This window comes from Trinickia symbiotica, from assembly GCF_003028655.1.
Taxonomy (GTDB): Bacteria; Pseudomonadota; Gammaproteobacteria; order Burkholderiales; family Burkholderiaceae; genus Trinickia; species Trinickia symbiotica_A.
On the sequence record NZ_PYUC01000001.1, the window covers coordinates 299,118 to 323,678 of the forward strand.

Below are 24,561 nucleotides of genomic sequence, written 5' to 3' on the forward strand. Positions count from 1 at the left end.
GGCCCCGCGACCCGCTCCCAGCCCCCATCATTTCTCTCCCGGACGCCCTCACGCCCTTTTTGTTCGGCTAAATCAACTTCACGATCTCCGCTCGCACCGATTCGACGACGTCTTGCCAGCCACCCCGCGCGGATTGCCGGAACAGCCGCGCGCTCGGGTACCACGGGCTGTCTTCCCGTTCGCTCAACCAGCGCCATTCGCCGATATGGGTCAAGAGGATCCAGACCGGGCGATTGAGAGCACCTGCCAGATGGGCGACGGCGGTATCGACGGAAATGACCAGGTCCAGCGACTGAATGAGCGCAGCCGTATCTGAAAAGTCGCGGATATCAGTATCAAAGTTGCGGATTGGAGAGCGATCGAGCGTCGCTGCGTCGCTGTTGCGAACGACCTTCTGCAAACTGATCCAGTCGATGTCTGGCACGAGAAGCGGCATCAGTGCAGCAAGTTCGATCGAGCGGTTGCGATCGTTCCGGTGCTCCGGATTGCCCGACCACGCAAGGCCGACGCGCAGACGGTGCCTCACGCCAAGAATGGTTGTCCATTTCCGAACGAGGGTGTCGTCGGCATGGAGGTACGGCGTCTTGGCCGGAATGCTCGATAAATCCGTTTGGAACGCGAACGGCAGGCTCAGCAACGGGCAATGATAGTCGAACGCTGGCAACGGCTCGCCCCTCGCGATGACCTGCACCGGCCCCCGCAGCGACGACATCAACGAGCGAAGCGCCGGCTGGACTTCCAACACGACGCGCGCACCCTCGTCGCGCAAGCACTCCGCATATCGGCAGAACTGCAATGTATCGCCGAAGCCCTGCTCGGCGTGAATCAATATCGTGCGGCCATCGAGCGACTCTCCCCCAACCCACCGCGCTTGTGGAAATCTACGGCCGTTATGTTCGGATTTCGGGTCTCTCAAGCGCCATTCGTATTTGGACCATCCGCGAGCGAAGTCGCCTTGCCGCAAATAGATGAAAGCCTGACCGAAGTGGGCGTCGACATAGTTGGGATCCAGCTCGATCGCTTGGCCGTACGACTCTAGCGCGTCATCGTACCTGAGCATATCGAGGAGCGCTCCGCCCCTGTTGAACCACGCCAACGCGTATTTCGGGCTGATCGCAAGCGCTCTGTCGAAGGCTTCGAGCGCATCATCTAAACGATGCATGTCCAGAAACACGCTACCGCGATTGCACCAAGCCTCGGCGAATTCCGGGTTTGTCGCCAGCGCGGCGTCGTAACTCCGTAACGCCGCCTCATAGCGATGGAGGTGACGCAATGCCGTGCCCTGATTGCATAAGACATCTATCGCACCCGGTTCGATCTCGAGCGCGCGCGAATAGTCCGACACGGCCTCCTCGTATCGTTTCAGATGCAACAGCGCATTTCCGCGAGTGCCGTGGACCTTCGGGTGGTCCGGATCAATCGTGATCACTCGATCACAACGCTGCAAGGATTCTTCGGCGCGGCCGAGCCGCTCCAGCGCGACCGCACTGTTGTAAAGTGCCTCTACGAAATCCGGCCGGATCGCAATCGCTTCGTTGAAGCTGGCGAGTGCTTCCTTCGGGCGTCCAAGGTCAACGAGCGTACGGCCTTTGGCGGATAGTATTTCTGTATGATTCGGTACGATCTCGAGCGCGCGCTCATAGTTGTGCAACGCCTCCGCATATCTCTGCAAATCTCGCAGCACATTTCCGAGGTTGTAGAGCGATTCGTACGAACGGGGATCGACCGTCAGCGCGCGCTCATAAGTCTCCATCGCGTCCTGATACCGCCCAAGCGCCCGCAACGCCGCCCCCCGATTGCAAAGCGCATCGAGCAGGAGAGGCGATACGCCGAGCGCGCGATCATAATCGACAAGCGCGGACTCATATCGGCGCAACGCAACCATTGCATTACCACGACGAATCAGCGACGGCAGATGGTTCGAGTCCAGTCGCAACGCTGCGTCAAACTGTTCGAGCGCGGCGTCGAAGTTGCCGTCGGTCGCGAGGAGTCCACCGAAGTCCGACAGTGTCGCGGCATCCGGCGCGAGTGACACGGCTCGTTGTATGAGCCTTTTTGCTTCGGGCGTGTTGCCGCGCTGATGATGAAGAATGCCGTAGAAATGCAGCGCTTCGGCATGGTCGGGGTCGTTGGCAAGCACGGTTTCATACTCGCGCGCGGCCTCGTCAAAGCGCCCCGTCCCATGCCAGTCCTTGGCGCGCGAAAGATTCCCGGCCGGCCTCTGCTTGCCGGAGTCCGAAAGCGAAGAAGTGCCCGCACGCGTGCCCTGCGGATGCCCGACATCCATGCCCACCCCCGATCCCGTAAAAAACGGCCAAGCAAATGCCAGTCGGCATAATCGCGCCCTACCGGCCCGCTGATCAGACTAACCGACAGTGAATAACAGGCGTGTGACGAATGTTACGGACCATTTTGTCAACCGGCGCCCGCCAATTCGCAGTCGTTTCATTGACCTATCGGTATCATTCGGACGTATTCGACAGGCGGCGCACCGATCGCCACTGAAAATCGAATACCGCGAGGCAACGGCATTCCAACCGAGGTATGACTGCTGATGCCATGCTTTTCGAGAAATCGCGCATAAGCGTCTTCAATAGTCGATTGACTCGAAGTCCACCCGGACGGCGGAACCCAGACCTCCAAACTCATCGAGCGCGCACTATCACTCGCGACCACGCCGGCGAAATCGTCCATGTGGTGTAGCGCTTCGTCCAACTGAGAAAGCGTCGACAGTGGTTGAGACGCGCTGCGCGAGAGCTCGCGGCCCTTCAACTGATAGCGCACCACCTGCACCTGCGTCGCGCCGTTGCCTACGTCAAGATGCCTCACTAGCACGAGCTCGTTGCGCCGGATACGCAGCGGCGGTCCGAATACTTCGTCTGCTGTGACGAGGTTCATCAAATCGAATTGCAGTTGCGAAAAATAGCGGCCGAGTAGCCGCGTCTCGGCAAGATTGGTAGTGACGTCGTCCCGCCCACGAATCGTCGTGTCAAGGCCTCGCCAGGACAGCAATGCGATCACCGCGAGCAACGCGATCGCAACGAGCATCTCGATCAGCGTAAAGCCGCGCACGCGTCTCGAGGCGTCCCGCTCAATGCCGCGCTTCATCTTGCACCACAGTTACGACTTCGGCGAGCACCGTGCGACTCGAACTCGATGCATAAACGCTTACGGTCACCTGACGAACGAGCGGGCTCGAAAGCGCCGTCACCGCCTCTCGACAAACGAATGCATACCGTCCTTGCGGACAAGAGAACGTGCTGCGGCCGACGGGCGGCCAGCGCGAGGATATGCGTACAGCACTGAGCGCATTGTCCGCACTCCAGAGCGCCAGCAACCGCGCTCGCGAATTATCCGTGTCCGCCGCAAGCGCTCCGATCGCACGCATCACCGCCCCTAACGCGATGGCGACGATAGCGAGCGCAATCAAGACTTCGATCAGTGTAAAACCCGGCAAAAGCGCGGACTGACCTACTGCCCGGCGGCGGCCTCGCGTCAAACGAACAAAAATGCCCGCCTCTCGTGCGCACATAACACGATGCTTTTCGGTGAGTTCTATGTCATCCATTTCCCGGCGCCGCTGCGGCCTCGGAAGCAGGGCGATGCTTTCATTATCGTTTCGCAAGCCGCCGATTAACGGCGCGCTACTCCGCGGCACTCAAATTAAACAGAACGTATTGCAGACGCGTGTCGAATGTTACGTACCATTTTGGCGTGAGCGATCCGGCCGGCGACAGACGCCGCCTCACCCGAGAGCCGCCTTGCCGGCCTGGGGCGCAAACTGTGGCGCATACTGCACCGCTGACCAGCGCAACGGCAACACGCCTGTGCTGCGCCTCACCTCGCGAATATGGAACCGAACAAGCCGCTGAGCACCTGGGAACTCGCTCAATTCGGGCGCCTCCCAGACGATTTCCGCATCCGCGGCGACATAGAGCAGATCGCCCGTTGCGAAGTCGATGAAGAGGAGCCCCGCTCGGGGCTCGACGAGCAAGTTGCCGATCGTATTGAAGAGCCGGTTTCCGCTAAAGTCGGGCGTCGTCAGCGTCACCGCGTCATCGGCGCGAACGAACCCAGGCAACCCGCCGCGATGCGATACGTCCACTCCGCGCGCGGAGCCTGCATCATCGGCCACATTAGCGCTTGCAATGAAGAACGTGTCGGCCTGCCGGAGCAACGCACGGTCCGCATCGTTCAATTGAGCAGCCACTCGCGAATGCTCGACCGCCGCCCCTTCTTCGGCCCGCGACACACGCACCGGCGTGCGGCTTTGAATGTACTTGGCGCAATTGCCGAAGCTCTGGCTGACCGTCAAAGTAAGCGCGTCTCCATCGGTTGCCGTGACGACACCATTGATCCGATTGCGTCGCCGCGTGTCGAACTGAATGCCGAGTCCGCCAACCATCGAGCCGCGTCGCCATGTGTCCGCGAGCGGATCACCGGGCAGCGCCCCGCCGCCGATGCGCAGGGTCCATGCGTCCGGCGACGAAACAAAGCCGGGCTCACCCACACGGAGCGTCGACCACGGCTGCCCCTCGGCATCGACGCCGCCGATCACCATGAACGGCAACTGCGCGTAGAACTCGCGATGCTGATCCGGCATGTAGTCGCGAATGCCGCGGCGTCCGATCGACGCCGCAACGCTTAGGACTCCTGCCCGTTTCTGCGCGGCAAGCTCGCCCTCGTGAAACGGCAGTTGAGCACCCGACCAGCCGGGTGCAACGGTAGGCGCCTCGGTCATCGTCATCTCCATTCCGCTAAAGGGTCGCTGAGCACGCAACGGTTCGCACCGGAAGTCGATCGGCCGCGATCGATCATCTTCCTCGGCGACCGACAGATGCAGCCTATCGCGTGCAAACTGTCAGCGGAAGACGGATAATCGCAAAAACACAATCCTCTTTGAACGGACAATCGCAGATGGCGGACGTGCGGGACGTGAATCTGAATCGGCTCGGCATTTACGCAGCGGTCGTTGAAGCAGGCTCGCTGACCGCCGCTGCCGAAAGGCTCGGGCTTGCGAAGACGGTGGTCAGCACGCACATGCAGCGGCTCGAAGCCGAGGTAGGCGCGAGCCTCTTGATTCGCACGACGCGCAGGCTCAACGTTACGGAAGCGGGGCGGCGCTTTTACGAGGCGGCGCGCGAAATCTTGCGCGCCGCCGAGGAAGCGTTGGCCGACGTGGCCGGCGACGGCGGCCCGCTGCGCGGCACGTTGCGTGTCACGGCACCGATCGATTTCGGCCAGCTCGTCGTCGCTCCCGCGATCGTCGCACTAAGGCGTATGCATCCGGAGCTCGACGTCGAACTCATCTGCAACGATCGCTATCTGGACCTCGTCGCGGAAAACATCGACGTCGCGATCCGTCTCGGCCGGCTCGCCGATTCGACCTATCGAACCGTGAAGATCGGCAGCTACGCCAAGTGGGTCGTGGCCGCGCCCGAATTCGTCGCCAAGTATGGCGAGCCGCGCGATCCGGCGGACCTCGCCGCGCTACCCTATGTCGCCGTTTCCATATTGCCGCACCCGTTCTCGTTCGAGCTTCAGAACACTCGCGGCTCGAAAAAAACGGTGAAATGCGGCCGCAGCGGGTTCATAGCCAACACGGCGACGGCGTGCCGCGCGGCCACGCTCGCGGGAGGCGGCTTCGGTGTGCTGACCGACTTCTCGGTGGTCGACGACATTGCGGCCGGTGCGCTCGTGCGCCTACTGCCGCGCTGGGTTGCGCCGGAGTCCGACATTCGCGCCGTGTTCCCGCCGACGAACCGCGTGCCGGCCAAGGCCCTGGCGCTGGTCGATCTATTGAGGCCGCAATCGTCATGACCTATACGTTAGCGGCGACCTCGGTTTTCGAAGTCGAAATCCGCAAAAGCCGCTTCATCGCCTACTCGATCCCGGTCGCCGATCGCGATGCGTCGATGCAGGCGCTGCAGCGGCTGCGCCATGAGCATCCGACCGCAACCCATGTTTGCTGGGCACTTCTCGCAGGTGGCCAGTCGGGCATGTCCGACGACGGCGAGCCGTCAGGAACGGCGGGCAGGCCCATTCTCGAAGTGCTGCGTCACCACGACCTCGACGGTGTGCTTGGGGCCGTCGTGCGTTACTACGGCGGCGTCAAGCTCGGCGCCGGCGGCCTCGTGCGTGCCTACACCGATGCGATAGCGGGCGCCCTTCAGCAGGCCGAGCGCACCGAACGGATCGCGCAAGCGCGCCTCGTCGTGGAGGTCGGTTTCGCCGACGAAGCAAGGGTGCGGCGTTGGATGGATCAGGAACACGTCTCGCTCGTCAGTACTGCTTACGATGTCGGTGTGCGACTCGAAATGGAACTTCCCGCGACCGCGCTCGATGCGGCCCGCGCCGCGTTGATCGATCTGACGCTCGGCAAAGCGACGTTTCCTGAAACGCTCTCGTAATCTTGCGTTACCGATCTCGCACGGCGTTTTCACATGTGTCCGGGCCGCGCTCCTAGACTAAGGCCGTGGTCAACTGAAACGCACGCATCGTGCAAGGAGTCACGCAAATGAACAAGAAGCTCATTGGAGGGTTCATCGGTCTCGTGGTACTCGGTGTTTCCACGGCGGCCTCGGCGCATGTCGATCTCGCCGTGGGCATCGGCGTGCCCGTCGGCGTGGCCCCGGTACCGGTCTATACAGGGCCCGCACCCGTTTATGCGGCGCCTGCCGCACCTGCCTACGTCGAGCCTGCACCGTACGCGGTCGGCTACTGGCGAGGCGACGACTGGCGCGAACGAGAATGGCGCCGTCACGAATGGCGTGAGCATGAGTGGCGCCAACACGAATGGCGTGAACACGAGTGGCGTGAGCGCCGCGGCTGGTAACGGCGACGCGGATCGGTCGGCCCGAGTTCAGCCGGCGGACGGGCTCTCCAACCAATGCACACTGAAGAGCCTCGCCTCGTCGGTCCATACCGGACCGGGCACGAATCCGGCCGAAACGGCCAGCTCACGGAAGCCTTCGATGGTGAACTTATATGAGTTCTCCGTATGAAGGCTTTCACCTTCTTCAAAAGCGAATTCTCTTCCGGCCAGACGCACCGTTTGCGCACAAAGACTGAGCAGGTGCATCTCCACTCGTTGCTTGACCGGCTCGTAAAACGCGTAGTGCGCGAACTTGTTCAAGTCGAAGTCAGCGCCCAGCTCATCGTTCGCCCGCCGAAGCAAGTTCAGGTTGAACGCCGCCGTCACGCCTTGTGCATCGTTATACGCATGGTGCAGCGTCTGCGGCTCCTTCACGAGATCGACACCCACGAGCAGCCCGCCACCGCGCAGCAAGCGCGCGGCGAGACGCAGAAACGCCGCGGCTTCGTCAGGATCGAAATTGCCGATCGTCGAGCCCGGAAAAAAACCGACGCGGCGCTGCGACGACGCTTCGAGGCTCACTGTGAGACCGGCCAGTTGCTCCTCTTTCATGTAATCGGCCGCGACCGGCTGCACCGAAAGCTGCGGGTAGTCGGCGTGCAGTTTCCGCGCGGCGCTCTCGAGATGCTCGGCTGAGATGTCGACGGGAAAATAACGCCGCGGCGCATCGCGCGAAACGAACGCATCGAGCAGCAGCCGTATCTTCGCGAGCGATCCCGCGCCGAACTCGACGATGTCCGCGCGAGACCCCATGCATTGCGCAATGTCATGCGCATGGCTCGTCAGAATGCCCCACTCGGTCCGCGTGGGGTAGTACTCGGGCAATTCACAGATCCTGTCGAAGAGCGCCGAGCCCGCGGCATCGTAAAAGTATTTCGGCGCAATGCTGTGCGGCGTTTTCGATAAGGCGGCGACGAGATCGCGCACGAACTCGGCCGCGGCCGCATCTTTTCGACGAGGACTGCCAACGAATTCGGCCGCACCGGCCAAGCCCGTTGCTTCAGATGTCTCGTACAAGGCGTACTCCCGAAAATTGCCAGCGCGCCGCCGGCGGAAAGAAATTGCGATAGCTACGACGCGCGTGCCCCGGCGGCGTCGCCAAGCTGCCGCCGCGCAAGACGAGTTGCCCGACCATGAACTTGCCGTTGTATTCCGCCGCTACGCCCGGCAACGGCCGAAAGCCCGGATAGGGATCGTATGACGAGCGCGTCCATTGCCAAACGTGGTCCGTCATCTGCGTAATGCCCGGCGCGTCGAAAGCGGCCTCCCATTCGAACTCGGTCGGCAACCGCGCACCGGCCCACTCGGCGTAGGCCGCCGCCTCGTAAAAGCTCAGTTGCGAAACGGGCGCGCCCGGGTTCATCGGCTCTAGGCCGTCGAGGCCGAATACAAGCCAGCTCGAAGGGTCGTCCGCGCACTTGCCATCGTCGATGCCGCGCCAATAAAGAGGCGCGGCAAGACGCTCGCGCTGAACCATGGCCCAGCCGTCCGATAGCCAGAGCTCGGGCCGCCGGTATCCCCCGTCGGCAATAAACGCGGCATAGTCCCCGCAGGTGATGAGACGGTGGGCGATTTCATACGGTTGCAGCAACGTCTCATGGCGGGGCAGCTCGTTGTCGAAGCAAAACCCCTGCCCCGCGTGTCCAATGCCGACGATGCCGCCGGGCTGGCGCAGCCATTCGATCGGCTGCGCTCCGGCTCGCGTCGTCGCCACCGTCGATGAATCCGGGCCGCGCGGCCGCTCGCGCGACTCGGCGCGATAGGCGGGCATCAGCGAATTGCACGAGAACGCATGCAGGATGTCGGTCAGGATCAGCTCCTGATGCTGCTCTTCATGATGCAGGCCGAGCGTCACGATCGGTTCGATCCGGTCGAACGTGTCCCGATCGGCCATTTCAATGAGCGCCATGACCGCCGCGTCGACATGGCGCCGGTATGCATGGACTTCGTCGAGCGACGGCCTGGTCAGCAGCCCTCGTTGCGCGCGCTCGTGACGAGGACCCAATGCTTCGTAATACGAATTGAACAGAAACGGGAAGTGGTCGTGGAAGAGAACGTAGCCGGGCGCGTGAGGAACGAGCAACACCGTCTCGAAGAACCAGGTCGTGTGCGCGAGATGCCACTTCGTCGGGCTCGCATCGGGCATCGATTGCACCTGTTGGTCTTCGGGCGACAGCGAACTCGCGAGCTCGACGCTCCGCTTGCGTACTTTACGAAACGCCTGCAGCAGTTCGGACACCATCCGGGTCATCGGCTTGCTCCTGTCTGCTCCGCCGCTATCCAGCGCTTGAGCCGCTGGGCATCGAACGGGGCTTCTACTTTTTGGTCGTTGTCGAAGTAGCAAAAGACGTCGCGTTCCTCATGGCGCACAGGCGAAGGCGAGAGGCGAACGGCATCGGCCGGTTCGTCTCCTCGCGCCCAGATCGCAATCCGTTTGGCCCATCGTTTGAGCGCGCGATCCGAGTAAGCGCCGCTATAAAGCGTCTCGGTGCCGTGTAGGCGCATGTAGATGAAATCCGACGTGACGTCTTCGGCATAGGGCCATCCTGCCACAGAATCGGAAATGACGAGCGCAACACGATAGCGCCGCAACATGTCCGCGAATGCGGGCGTCTGAAAGCTCGAGTGCCTGACTTCGACCGCGTGCCTGAGTTGGCCATCTCCGCTCGCATCGAACCAGGCGCGTTTGACGCGCGCGTCGTGTTGCGACGCCAGAGCGACGGCGTCTTGCACCGTTCGAGGCAGCAAATCGAGAAAGCGTTCCAGCCGCGTCACATCGAAGGGGAAGTTCGGCGGAAACTGCCAGAGAAAAGGCCCCAGCTTTTCGTCGAGCGCGAGGACGCCCGAGGCGAAAAAATTCGCGATGGCGGGCTTCGCCGCCTCATCGCGGAAACGCAGCATGTGCGTCAGGAATCGCGGACCCTTGACGCCGAACACGAAACCGTCAGGCGTTTCTTCATGCCATGAGCGGTAGCTGTCGATCGTTTGCAGCGAGTAGTGGGAGCCGTTGATTTCGATCGTGTCCACAGCCCGCGATGCGAACGAGAGCTCGCTGGCGTGCCGGAGCCCCTTCGGGTAGAAGACCCCGCGCCACCCCTCGTAGCGCCAGCCGGAAATGCCGATAAGGATAGCCATTTGCTCGTCGCACCCCTCTTTCGCGGTGACTGCGCGTTGCAGCAAGGGCTATTCCCGGCTCGGCGAGGCTGCGCGCTCTGAAAACGGCGCACGCTCGCCTTCATTCCGCGAAGACTTCCTGCAGCGTATGCAACGTGTCGGCCAATGTTCTGTCCACGATCGCCCCAGCCCTCTTCACCAATCGAATCTTGTCGACCGTTCGGATCTGGTCCAGAAGAATGAGCCCCCGCTTTCTCTCGAACGTCACGGGTACACGAAACGGCGCCGGGCGGCTTTTCGTCGTCATCGGCGCCACGATGACCGTGCGCAAATGCTCATGCAGCTCGGGCGGAGAGACGACGACGCACGGCCGCGTCTTCTGAATCTCGCTGCCGAGCGTGGGGTCGAGCGCGACGAGCCACACCTCGCCGCGGACTACCACGACCACTCCGCGTCTTCGCTGTTGCCGAACTCGCCCATCACGAGCGCGTCATCGCCGGCGGCCGCGAGACGCTTGCTTGCGTCCGCCCAGCCTTCACGCGCCTTCTTACGCGGACGTCGAATCACCAGTGCATCGCCCTCGATTTCCATTTCCACCTCATGTTCGAACCCAAGCTGAACCAGGATCGGCTTGGGGATCAGTATCCCTTGCGAGTTGCCCATTCTGCGAATCGTCGTCTTCATGGCAATATGTAAGCACAAAGTTATACCATCTTGGATGGATGGTCAACACAATGTTATTACATATCCGTTCGGATAGCACGGTGCCGATGCTGAAATCATCACGGCGCCGCAAAGACTGGAAGCAGACAGTAACTAACTGAGACCGACTCGGGCAATTCGGCCGTTCGGCATACGAGGCGTGTGGGGGCCGGCGACTCGGGGCGCCGGGGCGGGCCTGCCTGCGGATATCGACGGCAGGCCCGGGATGCTGCGATCGGACCGATGACTACTGTACGATCCTCGTCACACCGCGGCCGCGCGGATCGGCCGCCGCGGTCGGCGTATCGCCTTCGATCTCGATCGCCTGAATGTCGCCGTTGAAGCCCTGCTTCTGCAGCACGTATCCCATCGACTGCAACTGCTGAGCCAGCTCGCCCTCGATCGGCTTGTAAGGCTCCCAGAAGATAGTGTTCGGGGGCAGCAGCTGATGGTGGAAGCGCATGGCGGCCACCGCATCGGCCAACGGCATCTTGAAGTCATAGACGTTGCTGATGACCTGAAAGATCGACGTGAAGATGCGGGAGCCGCCCGGCGTGCCGATCACGAGCGATACCTTGCCGTCCTTGGTCAGAATGGTCGGCGTCATCGAGGAAAGCGGGCGTTTTTTCGGCGCGATCGCATTCGCATCGCTGCCGACGACGCCGAACATGTTCGGCACGCCCGGCTTTGCCGAAAAATCGTCCATCTCGTCGTTGAGCAGCACGCCGGTGCCTTCCGCCACGACGCCCGAGCCGAAATACCCGTTGATCGTATAGGTGTTCGAGACGGCATTGCCCCATTTGTCGACGACCGAGAAATGCGTGGTCTCCGCCTTCTCCGGCATCGACGTGCCGAGTCCCGGCTGAATACTCTTGGTGTCCGAGGGCTTGTTCGGATCGACTTCCGCCGCGCGCTTGGCGAGATACGCGTCGTCGATCAACTGTGCGACGGGCACCTTGTAGAAATCCGGATCGCCGAGGTACTGCGCACGATCGGCGAACACGCGCTTCTCGATCTCGGCGACGAGATGAATGTACTTGGCTGAATTCAGCGGAACGTTGGCGAAATCGTTGGCGAGATCGGCCTTCATCTTCAGCAACTGCACGAGGCCGACGCCGCCCGAGCTCGGAGGCGGCGCCGTGATCACGCGATAGCCGTTCCAGTTGGCCTCGACGGGCTGCCGCCAGACTGCCTTGTACTCATGCAAGTCGCGCTCGGTAATGAGACCCCCATCCGCTTTCATCTCGGCGGCGATGAGTTTCGCCGTCTCGCCCTCGTAGAACCCTTTCGCTCCGTGGTCGGCGATGCGCGTGAGCGTGGCGGCAAGCTCGGGCTGCTTGAAGGTCACGCCGTTGTTCAGGCCTCCGAAATATTTGTCGAAGTTCGTCTTGTCGCCGAAGTCCTTCGCGGCACTGTCTCGGCGCTGCTGCAGCTGCTCGTCGACCTCGAAGCCATCGCGCGCGTAATGGATCGCCGGGGCCAGCACCTGTTTCCATTTCAGCCGGCCGAAACGCTTTTGCGCTTCCCACATGCCCTCGACGGTTCCCGGCACGCCCACGGCGCGAGCGCCGACGAGGCTCATCCCCTTGATGACGTTGCCGTCCTTGTCGAGATACATGTCCTTCGTCGCGGCAAGCGGGGCCCGCTCTCGATAATCGAGGAAGTACGGCTTGCCGTTCACATAGAGCGTCATGAATCCGCCGCCGCCGAGATTGCCGGCTTCAGGGTACGTGACGGCGAGGGTGAACGCGATCGCCACGGCAGCGTCGACGGCATTGCCGCCCTCTTTGAAGATATGCTCGGCCGCATCGGCGCTGTACTTGTCGGCAACCGCCAGCGCGGATGCCGTCAATACAGGTCTTGCCGCATGGGTCTTCGCAACGGCGGGCGTGCTTTCGAGAAAGCCGATCGACGTCGTTGCAAGCGCAACGATCGCCGATGCGGCCGCGGCCGACTTGATCCCGACTTTCGAACTCATCGAATCTCCTCCTTCGTCGACAAAATGACCTGACGGCGCTTATACCATGCACAAACGGTTTGCGAAATGCGGATTGAGGGCGCAACGCCGCGTTCGACGATAATGGCAGAGACGAATCGCTTTCAGAGTCCGACAATTTCGTAAGGAACGCTTTCCGATATGCAGATGCGCACGGTTCCCGCCGAACACGGATCGCAGTGGATTGCAAGCGCCTGGTCGCTCTTTCGCATGCGGCCGGCCGTATGGATCGCGCTCGGCGTCATCGATCTCGCCGTCACGGTTGCGCTCGGTGCGATTCCGTTCGCCTCGGACCTGGTATCGGTCTTCACCGTGCTATGGGCCGGCGGAATGATGGCTGCGGCGCAAGGCTGCGCGGCGACGGGGAATGTCAAGATTGCCGACGTCTTCGACGCGATCCGCAAAAATTTCCAACCACTCTTCGCCGCCGGCCTCGTTGCGCTGTTTGCATCGCTCCTCTGCGATTTCGCGGGCGCTCGTGTATCGGCTGGACTTCATCTGCTCATCAGTGCCGATCCCGCCAAGAGCGCGGGCGCCGCGCCGTGGTTCGCGGCCCTGCTTTATGTGGTAGCCGCTTTCGGCAGCGCAATGGCGCTCTGGCTCGCGCCGCCGTTGGTCGTGCTGCACGGCGCCGCGCCGGACGCCGCGTTGAAGGCGAGCTTTCTCGCGATCTGCCGCAATCCGTGGTCGACACTCGTCTACGGCGCCCTCGTGGCGGGATTGCTGTTTGCCGCCCTGCTGACACTCGGTATCGCGCTCCTCGTCGTGGCTCCGCTCATCTATCTGTCGACGTACACGGCGTCGCGCGATATGTTTATCGAGGAGTCCTCATGAATTCGTCGATTCGTCGGCATTGAGAAATCGAGCGAACGCCCCCAGATCGCCTCAAATGAACGCCCCCGATAGTCCCGTCGCCGATGCCGCCGCGCCGGCGCTGGCCGATTTCCACCCCGCGGTGGCAGCCTGGTTCCAGGCAACTTTCGATGAGCCGACGGACGCGCAATGCCGCGCGTGGCCCCATATTCGCCGCGCCGTGTCCACGCTCGTCGCCGCGCCCACCGGCTCGGGCAAGACGCTCACCGCATTCCTTTGGGCCATCGACGAGCTCGTGCGCGAGGGTCTTGCTCGCGGCGGCTCGTTGCCCGACGAAACGCTCGTCGTTTATGTGTCGCCGCTGAAGGCGCTCTCGAACGACATCCACGCGAACCTGGAGCGGCCGCTCTCGGGAATCGCGCAAGAGCTCGCGCGGCAAGGCCTGCCGCGTGTCGATATTCGCACGGCCGTCCGTACCGGCGATACGACCCAGCAAGAGCGCAACGCGCTCAAGAAGCGCCCGCCGCACATCCTCGTGACGACGCCGGAGTCGCTCTATGTCCTGCTCTCGTCCGATTCGGGGCGCCGCATGCTCTCGACGACGCGAACGGTCATCGTCGACGAAATCCATGCAATCGCCGACAGCAAGCGAGGCAGTCACCTCGCTCTCTCGCTCGAGCGGCTGGACGCGCTCTGCCGGCGGCGCCTGCCGCGCATCGGCCTGTCCGCGACGCAAAAGCCGATCGAAGCCGTGGCCCGCTTTCTCGTCGGCGTGGGAGATCATGCGCAATGCGCGATCGTCGACGTCGGCCACGATCGCCCGCGCGATCTCGCGCTCGAGCTGCCGCCCGTGCCGCTCGAAGCGGTGATGGCCAACGAGGTCTGGGAGCGCGTCTACGACCGTCTCGCCGAACTCGTCTCGGCGCATGCAACCACGCTTGTCTTCGTCAATACGCGGCGCATGGCCGAGCGGGCTGCGCGCCATTTGACCGAACGGCTCGGCAAGGACGCCGTCGCGGCCCATCACGGCAGCATGGCGAAGGAACATCGGCTCGACGCCGAACAGCGCTTAAAGCGCGGTGCGCTGCGCGTGCTGATCGCGACGGCATCGCTCGAGCTCGGCATTGATATCGGCGATGTCGATCTCGTCTGTCAGCTGGGCTCGCCGCGCGCGATCGCGCCGTTTCTGCAGCGCGTCGGACGTTCCGGGCACCATGTCGGCGGCATGCCGAAGGGGCGCCTTTTTCCGACCTCGCGCGACGATCTCATCGAGTGCGCGGCACTGATCGACTGCACGCGGCGCGGAGAACTCGACGCGCTACTGATTCCGCGCGCGCCGCTCGACGTGCTCGCGCAGCAGATCGTCGCGGAAGTCGCCTGCGAGGAATGGAGCGAAGACGCGCTCTTCGATTGCGTGCGCCGCGCGGCGCCCTACGCCGAGCTCGCGCGCGAACGCTACGACGCCGTGCTGCGCATGCTGGCGGAAGGCTATACGAGCCGGCACGGCCCGCGCGGCGCGTACGTGCACCGCGACATCGTGACGGGCACGCTGCGCGGCCGACGCGGCAGCAAGCTCACGGCGGCAACGTCGGGCGGCACCATTCCCGACAACGCGGACTACTCGGTGTTGCTGGAGCCGCAGGGCATTCAGATCGGCACCGTCAACGAGGACTTCGCCGTCGAAAGCCTGGCCGGCGATGTTTTCCAACTCGGCAACAGCGCTTATCGGATTCTCCGCGTCGAGACGGGGCGCGTGCGTGTCGTCGATGCCGCGGGCGAGGCGCCGAACATTCCTTTCTGGCTCGGCGAAGCGCCGGGCCGCAGCAACGAGCTCTCGGCCGCCGTCTCGCGACTGCGCGCGCGCGTCGACGAGTTGATCGGCAGTCCTTACGATCATAACGACGACGCCGTGCATAAAACCGTGCACGGCGCATCGGAGGCGGCGCTCGATCGAGCGGTTGCCGCGCTGACGAGCGAGCTTAAGCTCGACGACAACGCCGTCCGCCAGATCGTCGACTATCTAGCACGCGCACGTGCGGCGCTGACTGTGCTACCGACGCAGGAAAGGCTCGTCATGGAGCGCTTCTTCGACGAATCGGGCGGCATGCAGCTTGTCATTCACTCGCCGTTCGGCAGCCGCGTCAACCGCGCGTGGGGACTGGCGCTGCGCAAGCGCTTTTGCCGCACGTTCAATTTCGAGCTGCAGGCGGCGGCGACGGAAGACGCCATCGTGCTCTCGCTCACGGGCAGCCATAGCTTCGCGCTCGACGAAGTCTGGCGCTACCTGCATTCGAACACGGCCGAGCACGTGCTTATCCAGGCGCTGCTCGATGCGCCGCTCTTCAACGTGCGCTGGCGCTGGAACGCGACCACGTCGCTTGCGTTGCCTCGTTTTACCGGCGGACGCAAGACGGCGCCTCAACTGCAACGGATGAAGAGCGAGGACCTGCTCGCGGCGGTATTCCCGGACCAGGTCGCCTGCCTTGAAAACATCGTTGGCGAGCGCGAGTTGCCGCGGCATCCGCTCGTCGATCAGACGGTCGACGACTGTTTGCACGAAGCGATGGATTGCGACGGCTGGCTCGCGTTGTTGCGCAGGATCGAGCGCGGCGAGATCGGGCTCCTCACGCGCGAGCTGCCCGCGCCATCGCCGCTCGCGGCCGAGATACTCAATGCGCGGCCTTACGCTTTCCTCGACGATGCGCCGCTCGAAGAGCGGCGCACGCAGGCCGTGCTGGCGCGACGGTTTCAGGAACCGGACAGTGCGGACGATCTCGGCGCGCTCGATGCCGATGCGATCGCCAGCGTGCGCGACGAAGCCTGGCCGCAGGCGCGCAACGCGGACGAGATGCACGAGGCGCTGATGGGGCTCGGCTGCATTGCCGAAAAGGAGGCGCGCAACGACGCCGATTGGGTCGCATGGCTCGGCGCATTGGCGCACGCGGGGCGCGCGACGCGCATGCAAGTGGCCGAGGACGACGCGCTATGGCTGCCGGTCGAGCGGCTCACCTGCCTGCGCGCCGTCTATCCGGACGCGGTGTACGAGCCACGACTGCATGCGCCCGATAGCGTGCCCGACACATGGACTCCGGAAAGCGCCGCCGTCGAAATCGTGCGCGCGCGCCTGACGGCGACCGGGCCATCGACGGTCGCGGCGATCGCGCGCCCGCTCGCGCTGCCCGCATCCACGGTGGCCGCGGCACTCGTCACGCTCGAGGGCGAAGGCTATGCGATGCGCGGACGCTTCACACCCGGTGCGGCGCAGGAAGAATGGTGCGAGCGTCATCTGCTGGCGCGCATCCATCGCTATACGATCAGGCGCTTGCGGCGCGAGATCGAGCCGGTCGAGCGCGCCGACTTCATGCGGTTTCTGTTCGAGTGGCAGCGCGTAGCGCCGCAAGCGCGCGGCATGGGTCGCGACGCGCTGGCGGCGACGATCGCGCAGCTCGAAGGCTTCGAAGCGGCGGCTGCCGCGTGGGAGGAGGAGATTCTTCCGGCGCGGATACGCGATTACACGGGCATGTCGCTCGACGAGCTTTGCCGATCGGGCAAGGTCGTATGGGTGCGGCTCGTGGACGGCAATCACGGATCGAGCTCGCCTGTGCGCGCCACGCCGATCGCGCTGCTCCCGCGCCGCGAGTTGCCGACCTGGCACAGCCTCGCCTCGACGCCGAGCGCCGATACGCTCTCGGCTCGCGCGCGCGGCGTCTTCGATGCGCTGACCAGGCACGGCGCCATGTTCTTCGACGAGCTGTTGCATGAGACGAAGATGCTGCCGATCGAGCTCGAGAACGCGCTCGGCGAGCTCGTCGCCGCGGGGCTCGCGAATGCGGACAGCTTTGCCGGGCTGCGGGCATTGCTGAAACCCGCGGCGGCGCGCCAGCGTGCGTCGCGCGGCAGCGCGCGCCGGGGCCGGCACTTCGCGCAGCATGGCGCCTTCATCGGCGGAATGGACGATGCGGGACGCTGGGCGCTCACGCGGCGCGTAGCCGTCCATGATCGTCTCGACGCGGCTGCCCTGGCATCAGGCGGCGGCCGCGACGATGCGCGTGATCGCGGCCCGAGCACCGAGCCGCGATCGCGAACGGCGTCGGTCGCGCCGCCCGAGCTTGCCGAGCACGTCGCCATGACGCTGCTCAGACGCTACGGCGTCGTCTGCTGGCAATTGCTCGAGCGCGAAGCATCGTGGCTACCGCGCTGGCGCGACTTGCTGCGCGTGCTACAGCGGCTGGAAGCACGCGGTCAAGTGCGCGGCGGACGATTCGTCAACGGACTGTCGGGCGAGCAGTTCGCGCTCCCGGAAGCGATCGCGTTGTTGCGAGACGTGCGCAAGCGCGATCGGAACTCAGAGATGGTCTGCCTGAGCGGCGCCGATCCGCTCAATCTCGTCGGCACCATCTTGCCGGGAGAAAAGGTCCCGGCGCTCATGGGCAACCGCGTTGTGTATCGTGACGGCATGCCTGTCGCGAGACTCGTATCCGGCAAATTCGATTACACGGCCGAGCTGACTCCGCAGGAAAAGGAAAAAGCGCACGCGCAGCTTGTTCGGCGTGCATGAACGGCATGCTGAAGCAGCGGGTATGAGATTCGGCCCGTTTCAGTTTCGCTTAAGCCTATGCGAGTGCTTCTCACCTATACTTCAGTTGCCGCAAGAAGCGGTCTTTTTCATCATATCTCTTTGAAGGCGCGGCTTGGTCCGCGCTTTTTTTTGCGCGAGCGGCCCTTCGAACACCTTCCCGGCGCCCCTCAGTAAAAATACGCAGTGCTATCAACTTTCCCGGCAAGCCGCCGTTATCAAGCATTACCCCCTTTGCCGGAACCCCGTTTTCACCGGCTTCGAGAAGCGGCGCAACCCGCAAAGGCATCGGGCGCAACCCGGAGGAATTCTTCGATGGCCGCAGACCACCACTCGATCGACGAGCGCACTAATCTGACGAGTTCGAACAAGTTCGAGCTCCTCCTTTTCCGGCTCGGCGCGGCGCCAGGCAACGACGACTCACATGAGCTTTACGGCATCAACGTCTTCAAGATCCGCGAAATCATGACAATGCCGTCGATCACCCCAATCGCCGGCTCGTCCGAGCACGTGCTGGGCGCCGTCGACATACGCGGGCAGATCATTCCGGTCATCGACCTGCCGAAGCTGATGGGGTGCAATCCCACGCGCGGGCTCAACATTCTGCTCGTCACCGAGTTTGCCCGCTCCACCCAGGCGTTCGCCGTCGAGGAAGTCGACGATATCGTCCGCCTCGAATGGAATCAGGTGCTCTCGGCCGAGTCCTCGGCCGGCGGAAGCACGGTTACGAGCATCGCGCGGATCGACGGCAACACCGGCGATTCGCGGCTTGCGCTCGTCGTCGACGTGGAGCAGGTGCTGCGAGACGTATTCCCGGCTCAGCACCCGAGCGTCGACCCGGCTGAAGTGGGCAACGCACTGACGGTGAAGCGCGGCGCCAAGATTCTCGCCGCGGACGATTCGGGTTTCGCGCGCAAGCTGATCGAACAGAGCCTGACCGCCCTCGGCACGGAATACGTCATGACGAAGACAGGGCAGGAGGCGTGGGACACCCTCGATCGCATCGCGCGCGAGGCGCAGCAGGAAGGCCTGCGCACTCGCGACAAAATCGCGCTCGTGCTGACCGATCTGGAAATGCCCGAAATGGACGGCTTCATGCTGACGCGTCTCATCAAAGGCGACGAGCGCACGCGCGATATCCCGGTCATCATCCATTCTTCGCTGACGGGGACGGCCAACGAAACGCACGTCAAGAACGCCGGTGCAACGGGCTACGTGGCGAAGTTTCAGGCGGGCGACCTCGCTTCCGCGATCCGGCAGGCGCTGGCCGGCTGATCGGTTCGAATGGCTCGGCCGCACCGGGGCGTGGGCGGCACGCGGCCCCGGGCATCGCATTTGCACGCCGAGGGGGGCGTCAGGCTCTCGCCGAGCCGTTCGCACACTCGGTCATCATGGTTTCGTCCATACTTTTTGTCGTCTCGCCGCATTTCGACGATGCGGCTTTCAGTTGCGGCGCCGCGCTCGCGACGCATCCTCGATCCATCGTCTGCACCGTATTCGCCGGCGCTCCCGCCATGCCGCTTTCAACGTCCTGGGACCGTCGCGCGGGATTTCTTCACTCGGACGCCGCATTGCAAGCGCGCCAGCGCGAGGACGATCGCGCACTCGATGTGCTCGGCGCGCAACCGCGCCGCCTTCCGTTCCTCGACTCCCAGTACGGAGCGTCACCATCGTGCGAAGCCGTCGAGCGCGCACTCGGCGATACGTGGCAATCCTGCGGGCGTCCCACTGTCCTTGCGCCCCTCGGCCTTTTTCATTCGGACCACGCGCTCGCTTCGGACGCTTGTTGCGCGCTATTCGTTCAAGAGGCGATGCCGGATCTCATCCTTTACGAGGACGCCCTATATCGGCGCATGCGGCATGTGGCAGACGAAAGGCGCGAAGCGCTGGCGCGGCGTGGCCTGCGGCTCGAGCTCGAAACCGCCGGACCGCTCCTCGACGCGCAGCGCAATGCAGGGGCCGCCGCCCGGAAATGGCGTAGCGTGCGGGCCTATCGCAGTCAGCTGCGCGCACTCGAAGATGCACACCCGAACGATCTTGTCGAACCCGAGCGCTACTGGCGCCTCTCGTTCGACCGAAAGGCGGGGCGGCTTCGCGGTACCCGCCGGTAAGCCGGTCCGAAAGCCACGTCTCGCTCGGCGTCGCGCACTTGTCGCCGCATACCGATCACGCGAGCAGAGACGACGCGCCGCCGCTGGATAGCCCAAAGCAAATCGCGCAGCAGCGAAGGCGCATGACGGGCCAGGCTGCGTTCGTGCATCAGCACGGCGAAAGCCCTCCATGTCGCCGCGAACGCCTCGGAAAGCGGCAAGCGCAGCCAGGCAATCAGCGCAGCATTGCGTGCGAGCATGCGCTGTCGCAGCGACGCATCGCGCGACGGCGAGGGCCAATGCGTGGTTACGATGGAATCGCAATAGACGATCGCGTGGCCCGCCTCGAGTAGATCGAGCGCGACGAGCTCTTCTTCTCCGCCGATGAAAAGACGCGGCTCATAACCGCCGATTTCGCGAAAGAGCGCGGTTCGGAACACGCACGCGCCGGCCATGTAGCCGATTAATGAAGGACCCGGCAAACCCTCGCTGTCGAGCGGACTGGTGCTCATGCGCGAGCAGGTCCGATCGATCCATCGCTCGTCTCCGACCAGCACTTTCCCCGAAAGCACGGCAACCCGGGGGGCGGCGTCGAGCACGCGCACCGCTTCGGCCAACGAGCCGGGCTCCCAGCTCGTGTCGTCGTCGCTGAACGCGACGTAGTCCGTCGTCGCGCGCATCGCGGCGCGATTGCGCCCCGCCGCCCCGAGATTCGCGCCGCATGCGATGGTGAGGACGTCCGGAAAGCGGCGTTCGAGCTCCGCGACGGTCGAATCGTCTGAACCGTTGTCCGCAACGATGACAGGCGGCTTTTCCGGGAGCGAGAGCAACCGCTCGATGGTGCGCGTGACCTCACGTACTCGGTTGTGCGTCAGCACCACTACCGATATTCGCGCATTCATCGAGTTTGCCTCGCGGGGGTCGGTCAATATCGCCCGGTACGTCAGCAAAAAGCAATCCCACGCGCGCAGCGCTTCAGCAGCGCCTGACTTGCTTGGTGCAGCGTTATTACATTCTCCCTGTAAGAGCCGCTCGGCCCGCGCGACCGAGTAAAGACCACAGAAGCGTTGCGCGGGCGTTGCAGCGGTTATGCAGGTTTGACCGGTCCGGGAAGCGATGGGCACACCGTGTGCTCGAACAGTGCGTGCGCCTCGCCATTCCTTCGATCCGCGAGGGCCTCCCGGCAAGCTTTTTTCCGGGCCGGCAAGCTCAAAACTAAGGACACCTTATGAAAATCGCACTGGTCAGCGAACACGCGTCGCCGCTCGCCGTCGCGGGCGGCGTCGATAGCGGCGGACAGAATATCTATGTGGCGAATATTGCCCGTCAGTTGCGCCGCGCGGGGCATCAGGTCGACGTGTTCACCCGGCGCGATCGCGCGCTGCTGCCCGCCATCTCCGATATGGACGGAGTGCGTGTCGTTCATGTGCCCGCCGGGCCGCCGATGCAGATGCCGAAAGAAGCATTGCTGCCCTATATGCCCGAGTTCGCCGATTTTCTGCTGGGATTTTGCCGGCGGGAACGCAGGCAATACGACGTCATCCACGCCAACTTCTTCATGTCGGGCCTTGCGGCGCTAAAGACGAAAGAGACGCTCGGCATTCCGCTCGTCATGACGTTTCACGCGCTCGGCAAGGTGCGCCGGCTTCATCAAGGCGCCGACGACGGCTTCCCGGACGAGCGATTCGCGATCGAGGAGCGGCTCGTGCGCGAATCCGACGCGATCATCGCCGAGTGTCCTCAGGACGAACTCGACTTGCGCGAGCACTATGCGCCCGATCCCGATCGGATTCGTATCGTGCCTTGCGGCTTCGACACGTCCGAGTTCTCGCCAGCCGACCGCGCGGAGTGCCGCGCCGCGCTCGGCTGGCCGCGCGACCGGTTCACCGTCCTGCAGCTCGGGCGCATCGTGCCGCGCAAAGGGATTGACAACGTCGTCCGCGCACTCGCCGTCTTGCGCACGCGCACGGGCATCGACGCTCATCTTTACGTCGTCGGCGGCAATGCTGACATACCGAACGAAATCGCCACACCCGAGATCGCGCGCCTGCGCGGAGTGGCGGCCGTCTGCGGCGCCGACGCGCACGTGACGTTCGTCGGTCGGCGCGGGCGCGCGCAGCTGCGCAAGTACTACGGGGCGGCCGACGTCTTCGTCACGACGCCCTGGTACGAACCGTTCGGCATCACGCCGATCGAGGCGATGGCTTGCGCGCGGCCCGTCGTCGGTGCTGATGTCGGAGGCATTCGCTATAGCGTCGTGGACGGCGAAACAGGCTTTCTCGTCCCGCCGCGCGACCCCGACGTGCTCGCCGAACGGCTCGCGCGCCTGGCGCGAGACCCGGAGCTCGCCGAGCGCATGGGCGCGGCCGGCCTGGAACGTGCGCGCGAGCATTTCACCTGGAGCGGCGTAGCGGAACAGCTCGAAGCGGTTTATCGGCAAATCGCGCGCGTCCCCGCGGAACCCACATCCGATGCGCGACCGGCCAAGCGCGTCAGGGTCTCCGCCGCACGCTCAGCGGCCCAACGCGCCTGAAATCGATCGACTTTCCCGATGCTCGAACCCGCTGTGTTCCTCGACAAGGACGGTACGTTGCTCGACGATGTGCCGTACAACGTCGATCCGACGTTGATGCGCTTCGCACCCGGCGCGCCGGAGGCGCTGTCGCTGCTCGGCGCGCAAGGCTTCGCGCTTTTCGTCGTCAGCAATCAGAGCGGCGTCGCGCTCGGACGGTTTCCTTTCGAAGCGCTCGCCGACATGGAATCGCACCTGCGCGCGATGTTCGCGGCATGCGGTGTCGGCTTGAGAGCCGCCTTGTGGTGCCCGCACCATCCCAAGGGGGTCGTCCCGCGCTATGCCGTTACATGCCATTGCCGCAAGCCCGCGCCGGGACTCATCATGCGCGCGGCGCGTGAACATCCGCTCGATATGCGGCGGAGCTGGTTCGTCGGCGACATTCTCGACGATGTCGAAGCGGGCTCGCGCGCCGGCTGCCGCACCATTCTGATCGACAACGGCAACGAGACCGAATGGCGCGACGGACCGCTGCGCAGGCCGACACTGCGCGTGCCTGATATCTTTCGGGCGGCGCTCGCGATCGCCGAATCGACGGCAGGTGCGGCGCCTCGACATGCGGCACCGACGACGCCGGTACCGGCGAGCCTGGCGGAGAATCGCCGATGAACGGGGTCCCTTTCGCCATCACGCCCATGCTCGCGCATGCGACCGTGCGTGAATCGGCGGCAAAGCGTTGGGGCGGCGATGTCAAGCGCATCCTCTGCGTGCGGCTCGATCGGATCGGCGACGTCCTGATGACGACGCCCGCGATCCATGCGTTGCGCGCGGCCATGCCAGGCCGGCATATCGCATTGCTCACGTCGACAGTCGGAGCGAAGCTCGCGCCGTTCCTCGAGGACGTCGACGAAGTCATTCCCTATGACGCGCCGTGGCACGGCCTCTCGCCCGACCCCGATCCATCGGCCGATTTCGATATGGTCCGTGCCTTGCGCGAGCGGCGCTTCGACGCCGCCGTCATTTTTACGGTCTACAGTCAGAATCCGCTGCCCGCCGCGATGCTCTGCTATCTCGCTGGGATTCCGCGACGGCTCGCGCATTGCCGCGAAAACCCCTACTACCTGTTGACGGACTGGATCCGCGAGACGGAGCCGAGCGAAGGCGTGCGTCACGAGGCAGAGCGGCAACTCGAACTCGTCGCGAAGGTCGGCGCGGTCTGCGGGGATACGCGCATGCGCTTCAAGGTCGATACGCGCTCCAGGCGCAAGCTCACCAGGCAGCTCGTCGCCCATGGGCTGCGCCCGCACGATCCGTGGTTCCTCATCCATCCGGGCGCGAGCGCCGCATCTCGCCGCTATCCGCCCGAGCGATTCGGTGAAGTCGCCGCGCGTCTCGCCCGGCTCACGTCGCTGCCGATTCTGCTCGCGGGAGCCGAAGCGGAACGCGGGCTCGTCCGCGAAGTCATCGAACGAGCCGGCCCCAGTTGGCGATCGCGACTCCACGACCTCGCCGGGCAGCTCGACCTCGGCGAGCTCGGCGCGCTCATCGAGCGCACCTGCGTGCTCATCGCCAACAATAGCGGCCCCGTTCACCTTGCCTCCGCGCTTGGCACGCCCGTCGTCGACCTCTATGCCTTGACGAATCCTCAGCATACGCCTTGGCAGACCGAGCAGCGCGTGCTGTTCCGCGATGTCGACTGTCGCTGGTGCTATCGCAGCGTTTGCCCCAAGGGTCATCACGCATGCCTGCTCGGCGTGCCGGCGGCCGAAGTCGCCGCGGCCGCGCTCGAGCTCGCCGCAAAGCAAGGCCTCGTCTTCGACTCCGCCGATGCCGTACCGAGCGCGGCGGCGAGCCATGCCGCCTTGCAAGTGTCCGACTGACAAG

General features: G+C 64.0%; 20 protein-coding genes and 1 pseudogene. 10 read left to right on the forward strand and 11 right to left on the reverse strand.

The window, feature by feature from the left end:
* Positions 1 to 67: 67 nt before the first annotated feature.
* From C9I57_RS01255 to C9I57_RS01270, 4 genes and pseudogenes are all read right to left on the reverse strand, one after another.
* On the reverse strand, positions 68 to 2,287 hold the full coding sequence (locus C9I57_RS01255) for a tetratricopeptide repeat protein (RefSeq protein ID WP_107148828.1): 2,220 nt from the start codon (positions 2,285 to 2,287) through the stop codon (positions 68 to 70).
* Between the two features lie 158 nt (positions 2,288 to 2,445).
* Complete coding sequence (locus C9I57_RS01260) at positions 2,446 to 3,108, reverse strand: PulJ/GspJ family protein (RefSeq protein WP_107148829.1); 663 nt, start codon at positions 3,106 to 3,108, stop codon at positions 2,446 to 2,448.
* A complete protein-coding gene (gene gspI, locus C9I57_RS01265; RefSeq protein WP_258187440.1) occupies positions 3,092 to 3,568 on the reverse strand; it encodes a type II secretion system minor pseudopilin GspI in 477 nt (158 codons plus the stop codon). Before gspI ends, C9I57_RS01260 begins: the two co-directional genes overlap by 17 nt.
* Positions 3,569 to 3,751: 183 nt before the next feature.
* Positions 3,752 to 4,741, reverse strand: a pseudogene (locus C9I57_RS01270) (pyridoxamine 5'-phosphate oxidase family protein); the annotation flags it as partial.
* Between the two features lie 176 nt (positions 4,742 to 4,917).
* On the opposite strand from C9I57_RS01270, the gene C9I57_RS01275 reads away from it, so the two are divergent.
* The 3 genes from C9I57_RS01275 to C9I57_RS01285 all read left to right on the forward strand — a co-directional run bounded on the left by C9I57_RS01275 (position 4,918) and on the right by C9I57_RS01285 (position 6,835).
* A complete protein-coding gene (locus C9I57_RS01275; RefSeq protein ID WP_107148832.1) occupies positions 4,918 to 5,820 on the forward strand; it encodes a LysR family transcriptional regulator in 903 nt (300 codons plus the stop codon).
* A complete protein-coding gene (locus C9I57_RS01280) occupies positions 5,817 to 6,410 on the forward strand; it encodes an IMPACT family protein (protein ID WP_107148833.1) in 594 nt (197 codons plus the stop codon). Before C9I57_RS01275 ends, C9I57_RS01280 begins: the two co-directional genes overlap by 4 nt.
* A gap of 107 nt (positions 6,411 to 6,517) precedes the next feature.
* Positions 6,518 to 6,835 carry a hypothetical protein gene (locus tag C9I57_RS01285; protein WP_107148834.1) on the forward strand — a complete coding sequence of 106 codons (318 nt, stop codon included), beginning with the start codon at positions 6,518 to 6,520 and terminating at the stop codon, positions 6,833 to 6,835.
* A 27-nt stretch (positions 6,836 to 6,862) separates the two neighbouring features.
* Here the strand turns inward: C9I57_RS01285 and egtD are convergent, their stop codons facing one another.
* The 6 genes from egtD to ggt all read right to left on the reverse strand — a co-directional run bounded on the left by egtD (position 6,863) and on the right by ggt (position 12,668).
* Positions 6,863 to 7,891 (reverse strand): L-histidine N(alpha)-methyltransferase, encoded by a 1,029-nt coding sequence (egtD, locus tag C9I57_RS01290; RefSeq protein WP_440130166.1) that lies wholly within the window; start codon positions 7,889 to 7,891, stop codon positions 6,863 to 6,865.
* The gene (egtB, locus tag C9I57_RS01295; protein WP_107148836.1) at positions 7,875 to 9,116 is read right to left on the reverse strand and encodes an ergothioneine biosynthesis protein EgtB; all 1,242 of its coding nucleotides are present in this window, start codon (positions 9,114 to 9,116) and stop codon (positions 7,875 to 7,877) included. Before egtB ends, egtD begins: the two co-directional genes overlap by 17 nt.
* A 5-nt stretch (positions 9,117 to 9,121) precedes the next feature.
* Positions 9,122 to 10,009 (reverse strand): DUF72 domain-containing protein, encoded by an 888-nt coding sequence (locus C9I57_RS01300; RefSeq protein WP_107148837.1) that lies wholly within the window; start codon positions 10,007 to 10,009, stop codon positions 9,122 to 9,124.
* 100 nt (positions 10,010 to 10,109) lie between these two features.
* Positions 10,110 to 10,430 (reverse strand): type II toxin-antitoxin system PemK/MazF family toxin, encoded by a 321-nt coding sequence (locus tag C9I57_RS01305; RefSeq protein ID WP_107149231.1) that lies wholly within the window; start codon positions 10,428 to 10,430, stop codon positions 10,110 to 10,112.
* Positions 10,424 to 10,672: an AbrB/MazE/SpoVT family DNA-binding domain-containing protein gene (locus tag C9I57_RS01310; protein WP_107148838.1), complete on the reverse strand. Its 249-nt coding sequence runs from the start codon at positions 10,670 to 10,672 to the stop codon at positions 10,424 to 10,426. The genes C9I57_RS01305 and C9I57_RS01310 overlap by 7 nt, the downstream gene beginning before the upstream one ends.
* A 265-nt stretch (positions 10,673 to 10,937) precedes the next feature.
* Complete coding sequence (ggt, locus tag C9I57_RS01315) at positions 10,938 to 12,668, reverse strand: gamma-glutamyltransferase (protein ID WP_107148839.1); 1,731 nt, start codon at positions 12,666 to 12,668, stop codon at positions 10,938 to 10,940.
* Positions 12,669 to 12,833: 165 nt separating this feature from the next.
* Between ggt and C9I57_RS01320 the strand changes: the two genes are divergently transcribed.
* The 4 genes from C9I57_RS01320 to C9I57_RS01335 all read left to right on the forward strand — a co-directional run bounded on the left by C9I57_RS01320 (position 12,834) and on the right by C9I57_RS01335 (position 20,186).
* On the forward strand, positions 12,834 to 13,520 hold the full coding sequence (locus tag C9I57_RS01320; RefSeq protein ID WP_146166156.1) for a BPSS1780 family membrane protein: 687 nt from the start codon (positions 12,834 to 12,836) through the stop codon (positions 13,518 to 13,520).
* Between the two features lie 55 nt (positions 13,521 to 13,575).
* Positions 13,576 to 18,057 (forward strand): DEAD/DEAH box helicase, encoded by a 4,482-nt coding sequence (locus tag C9I57_RS01325; RefSeq protein ID WP_107148841.1) that lies wholly within the window; start codon positions 13,576 to 13,578, stop codon positions 18,055 to 18,057.
* A gap of 333 nt (positions 18,058 to 18,390) precedes the next feature.
* Complete coding sequence (locus C9I57_RS01330; RefSeq protein WP_107148842.1) at positions 18,391 to 19,350, forward strand: chemotaxis protein CheV; 960 nt, start codon at positions 18,391 to 18,393, stop codon at positions 19,348 to 19,350.
* Between the two features lie 116 nt (positions 19,351 to 19,466).
* Positions 19,467 to 20,186 (forward strand): PIG-L deacetylase family protein, encoded by a 720-nt coding sequence (locus C9I57_RS01335; protein ID WP_107148843.1) that lies wholly within the window; start codon positions 19,467 to 19,469, stop codon positions 20,184 to 20,186.
* Here C9I57_RS01335 and C9I57_RS01340 read toward each other — a convergent pair.
* Entirely contained in the window at positions 20,129 to 21,067 is a 939-nt protein-coding gene (locus C9I57_RS01340; RefSeq protein ID WP_107148844.1) for a glycosyltransferase family 2 protein, read from the reverse strand. The two genes, C9I57_RS01335 and C9I57_RS01340, sit on opposite strands and share 58 nt — an antisense overlap.
* Positions 21,068 to 21,393: 326 nt before the next feature.
* Here C9I57_RS01340 and C9I57_RS01345 point away from each other — a divergent pair, with 326 nt between their 5' ends.
* The 3 genes from C9I57_RS01345 to C9I57_RS01355 are packed head-to-tail and all read left to right on the forward strand — an operon-like array spanning position 21,394 to position 24,557.
* The gene (locus C9I57_RS01345; RefSeq protein WP_107148845.1) at positions 21,394 to 22,698 is read left to right on the forward strand and encodes a glycosyltransferase family 4 protein; all 1,305 of its coding nucleotides are present in this window, start codon (positions 21,394 to 21,396) and stop codon (positions 22,696 to 22,698) included.
* A gap of 18 nt (positions 22,699 to 22,716) precedes the next feature.
* Positions 22,717 to 23,346: a D-glycero-alpha-D-manno-heptose-1,7-bisphosphate 7-phosphatase gene (locus C9I57_RS01350; protein ID WP_107148846.1), complete on the forward strand. Its 630-nt coding sequence runs from the start codon at positions 22,717 to 22,719 to the stop codon at positions 23,344 to 23,346.
* Complete coding sequence (locus C9I57_RS01355; protein ID WP_258187442.1) at positions 23,343 to 24,557, forward strand: glycosyltransferase family 9 protein; 1,215 nt, start codon at positions 23,343 to 23,345, stop codon at positions 24,555 to 24,557. The genes C9I57_RS01350 and C9I57_RS01355 overlap by 4 nt, the downstream gene beginning before the upstream one ends.
* Positions 24,558 to 24,561: the final 4 nt, after the last annotated feature.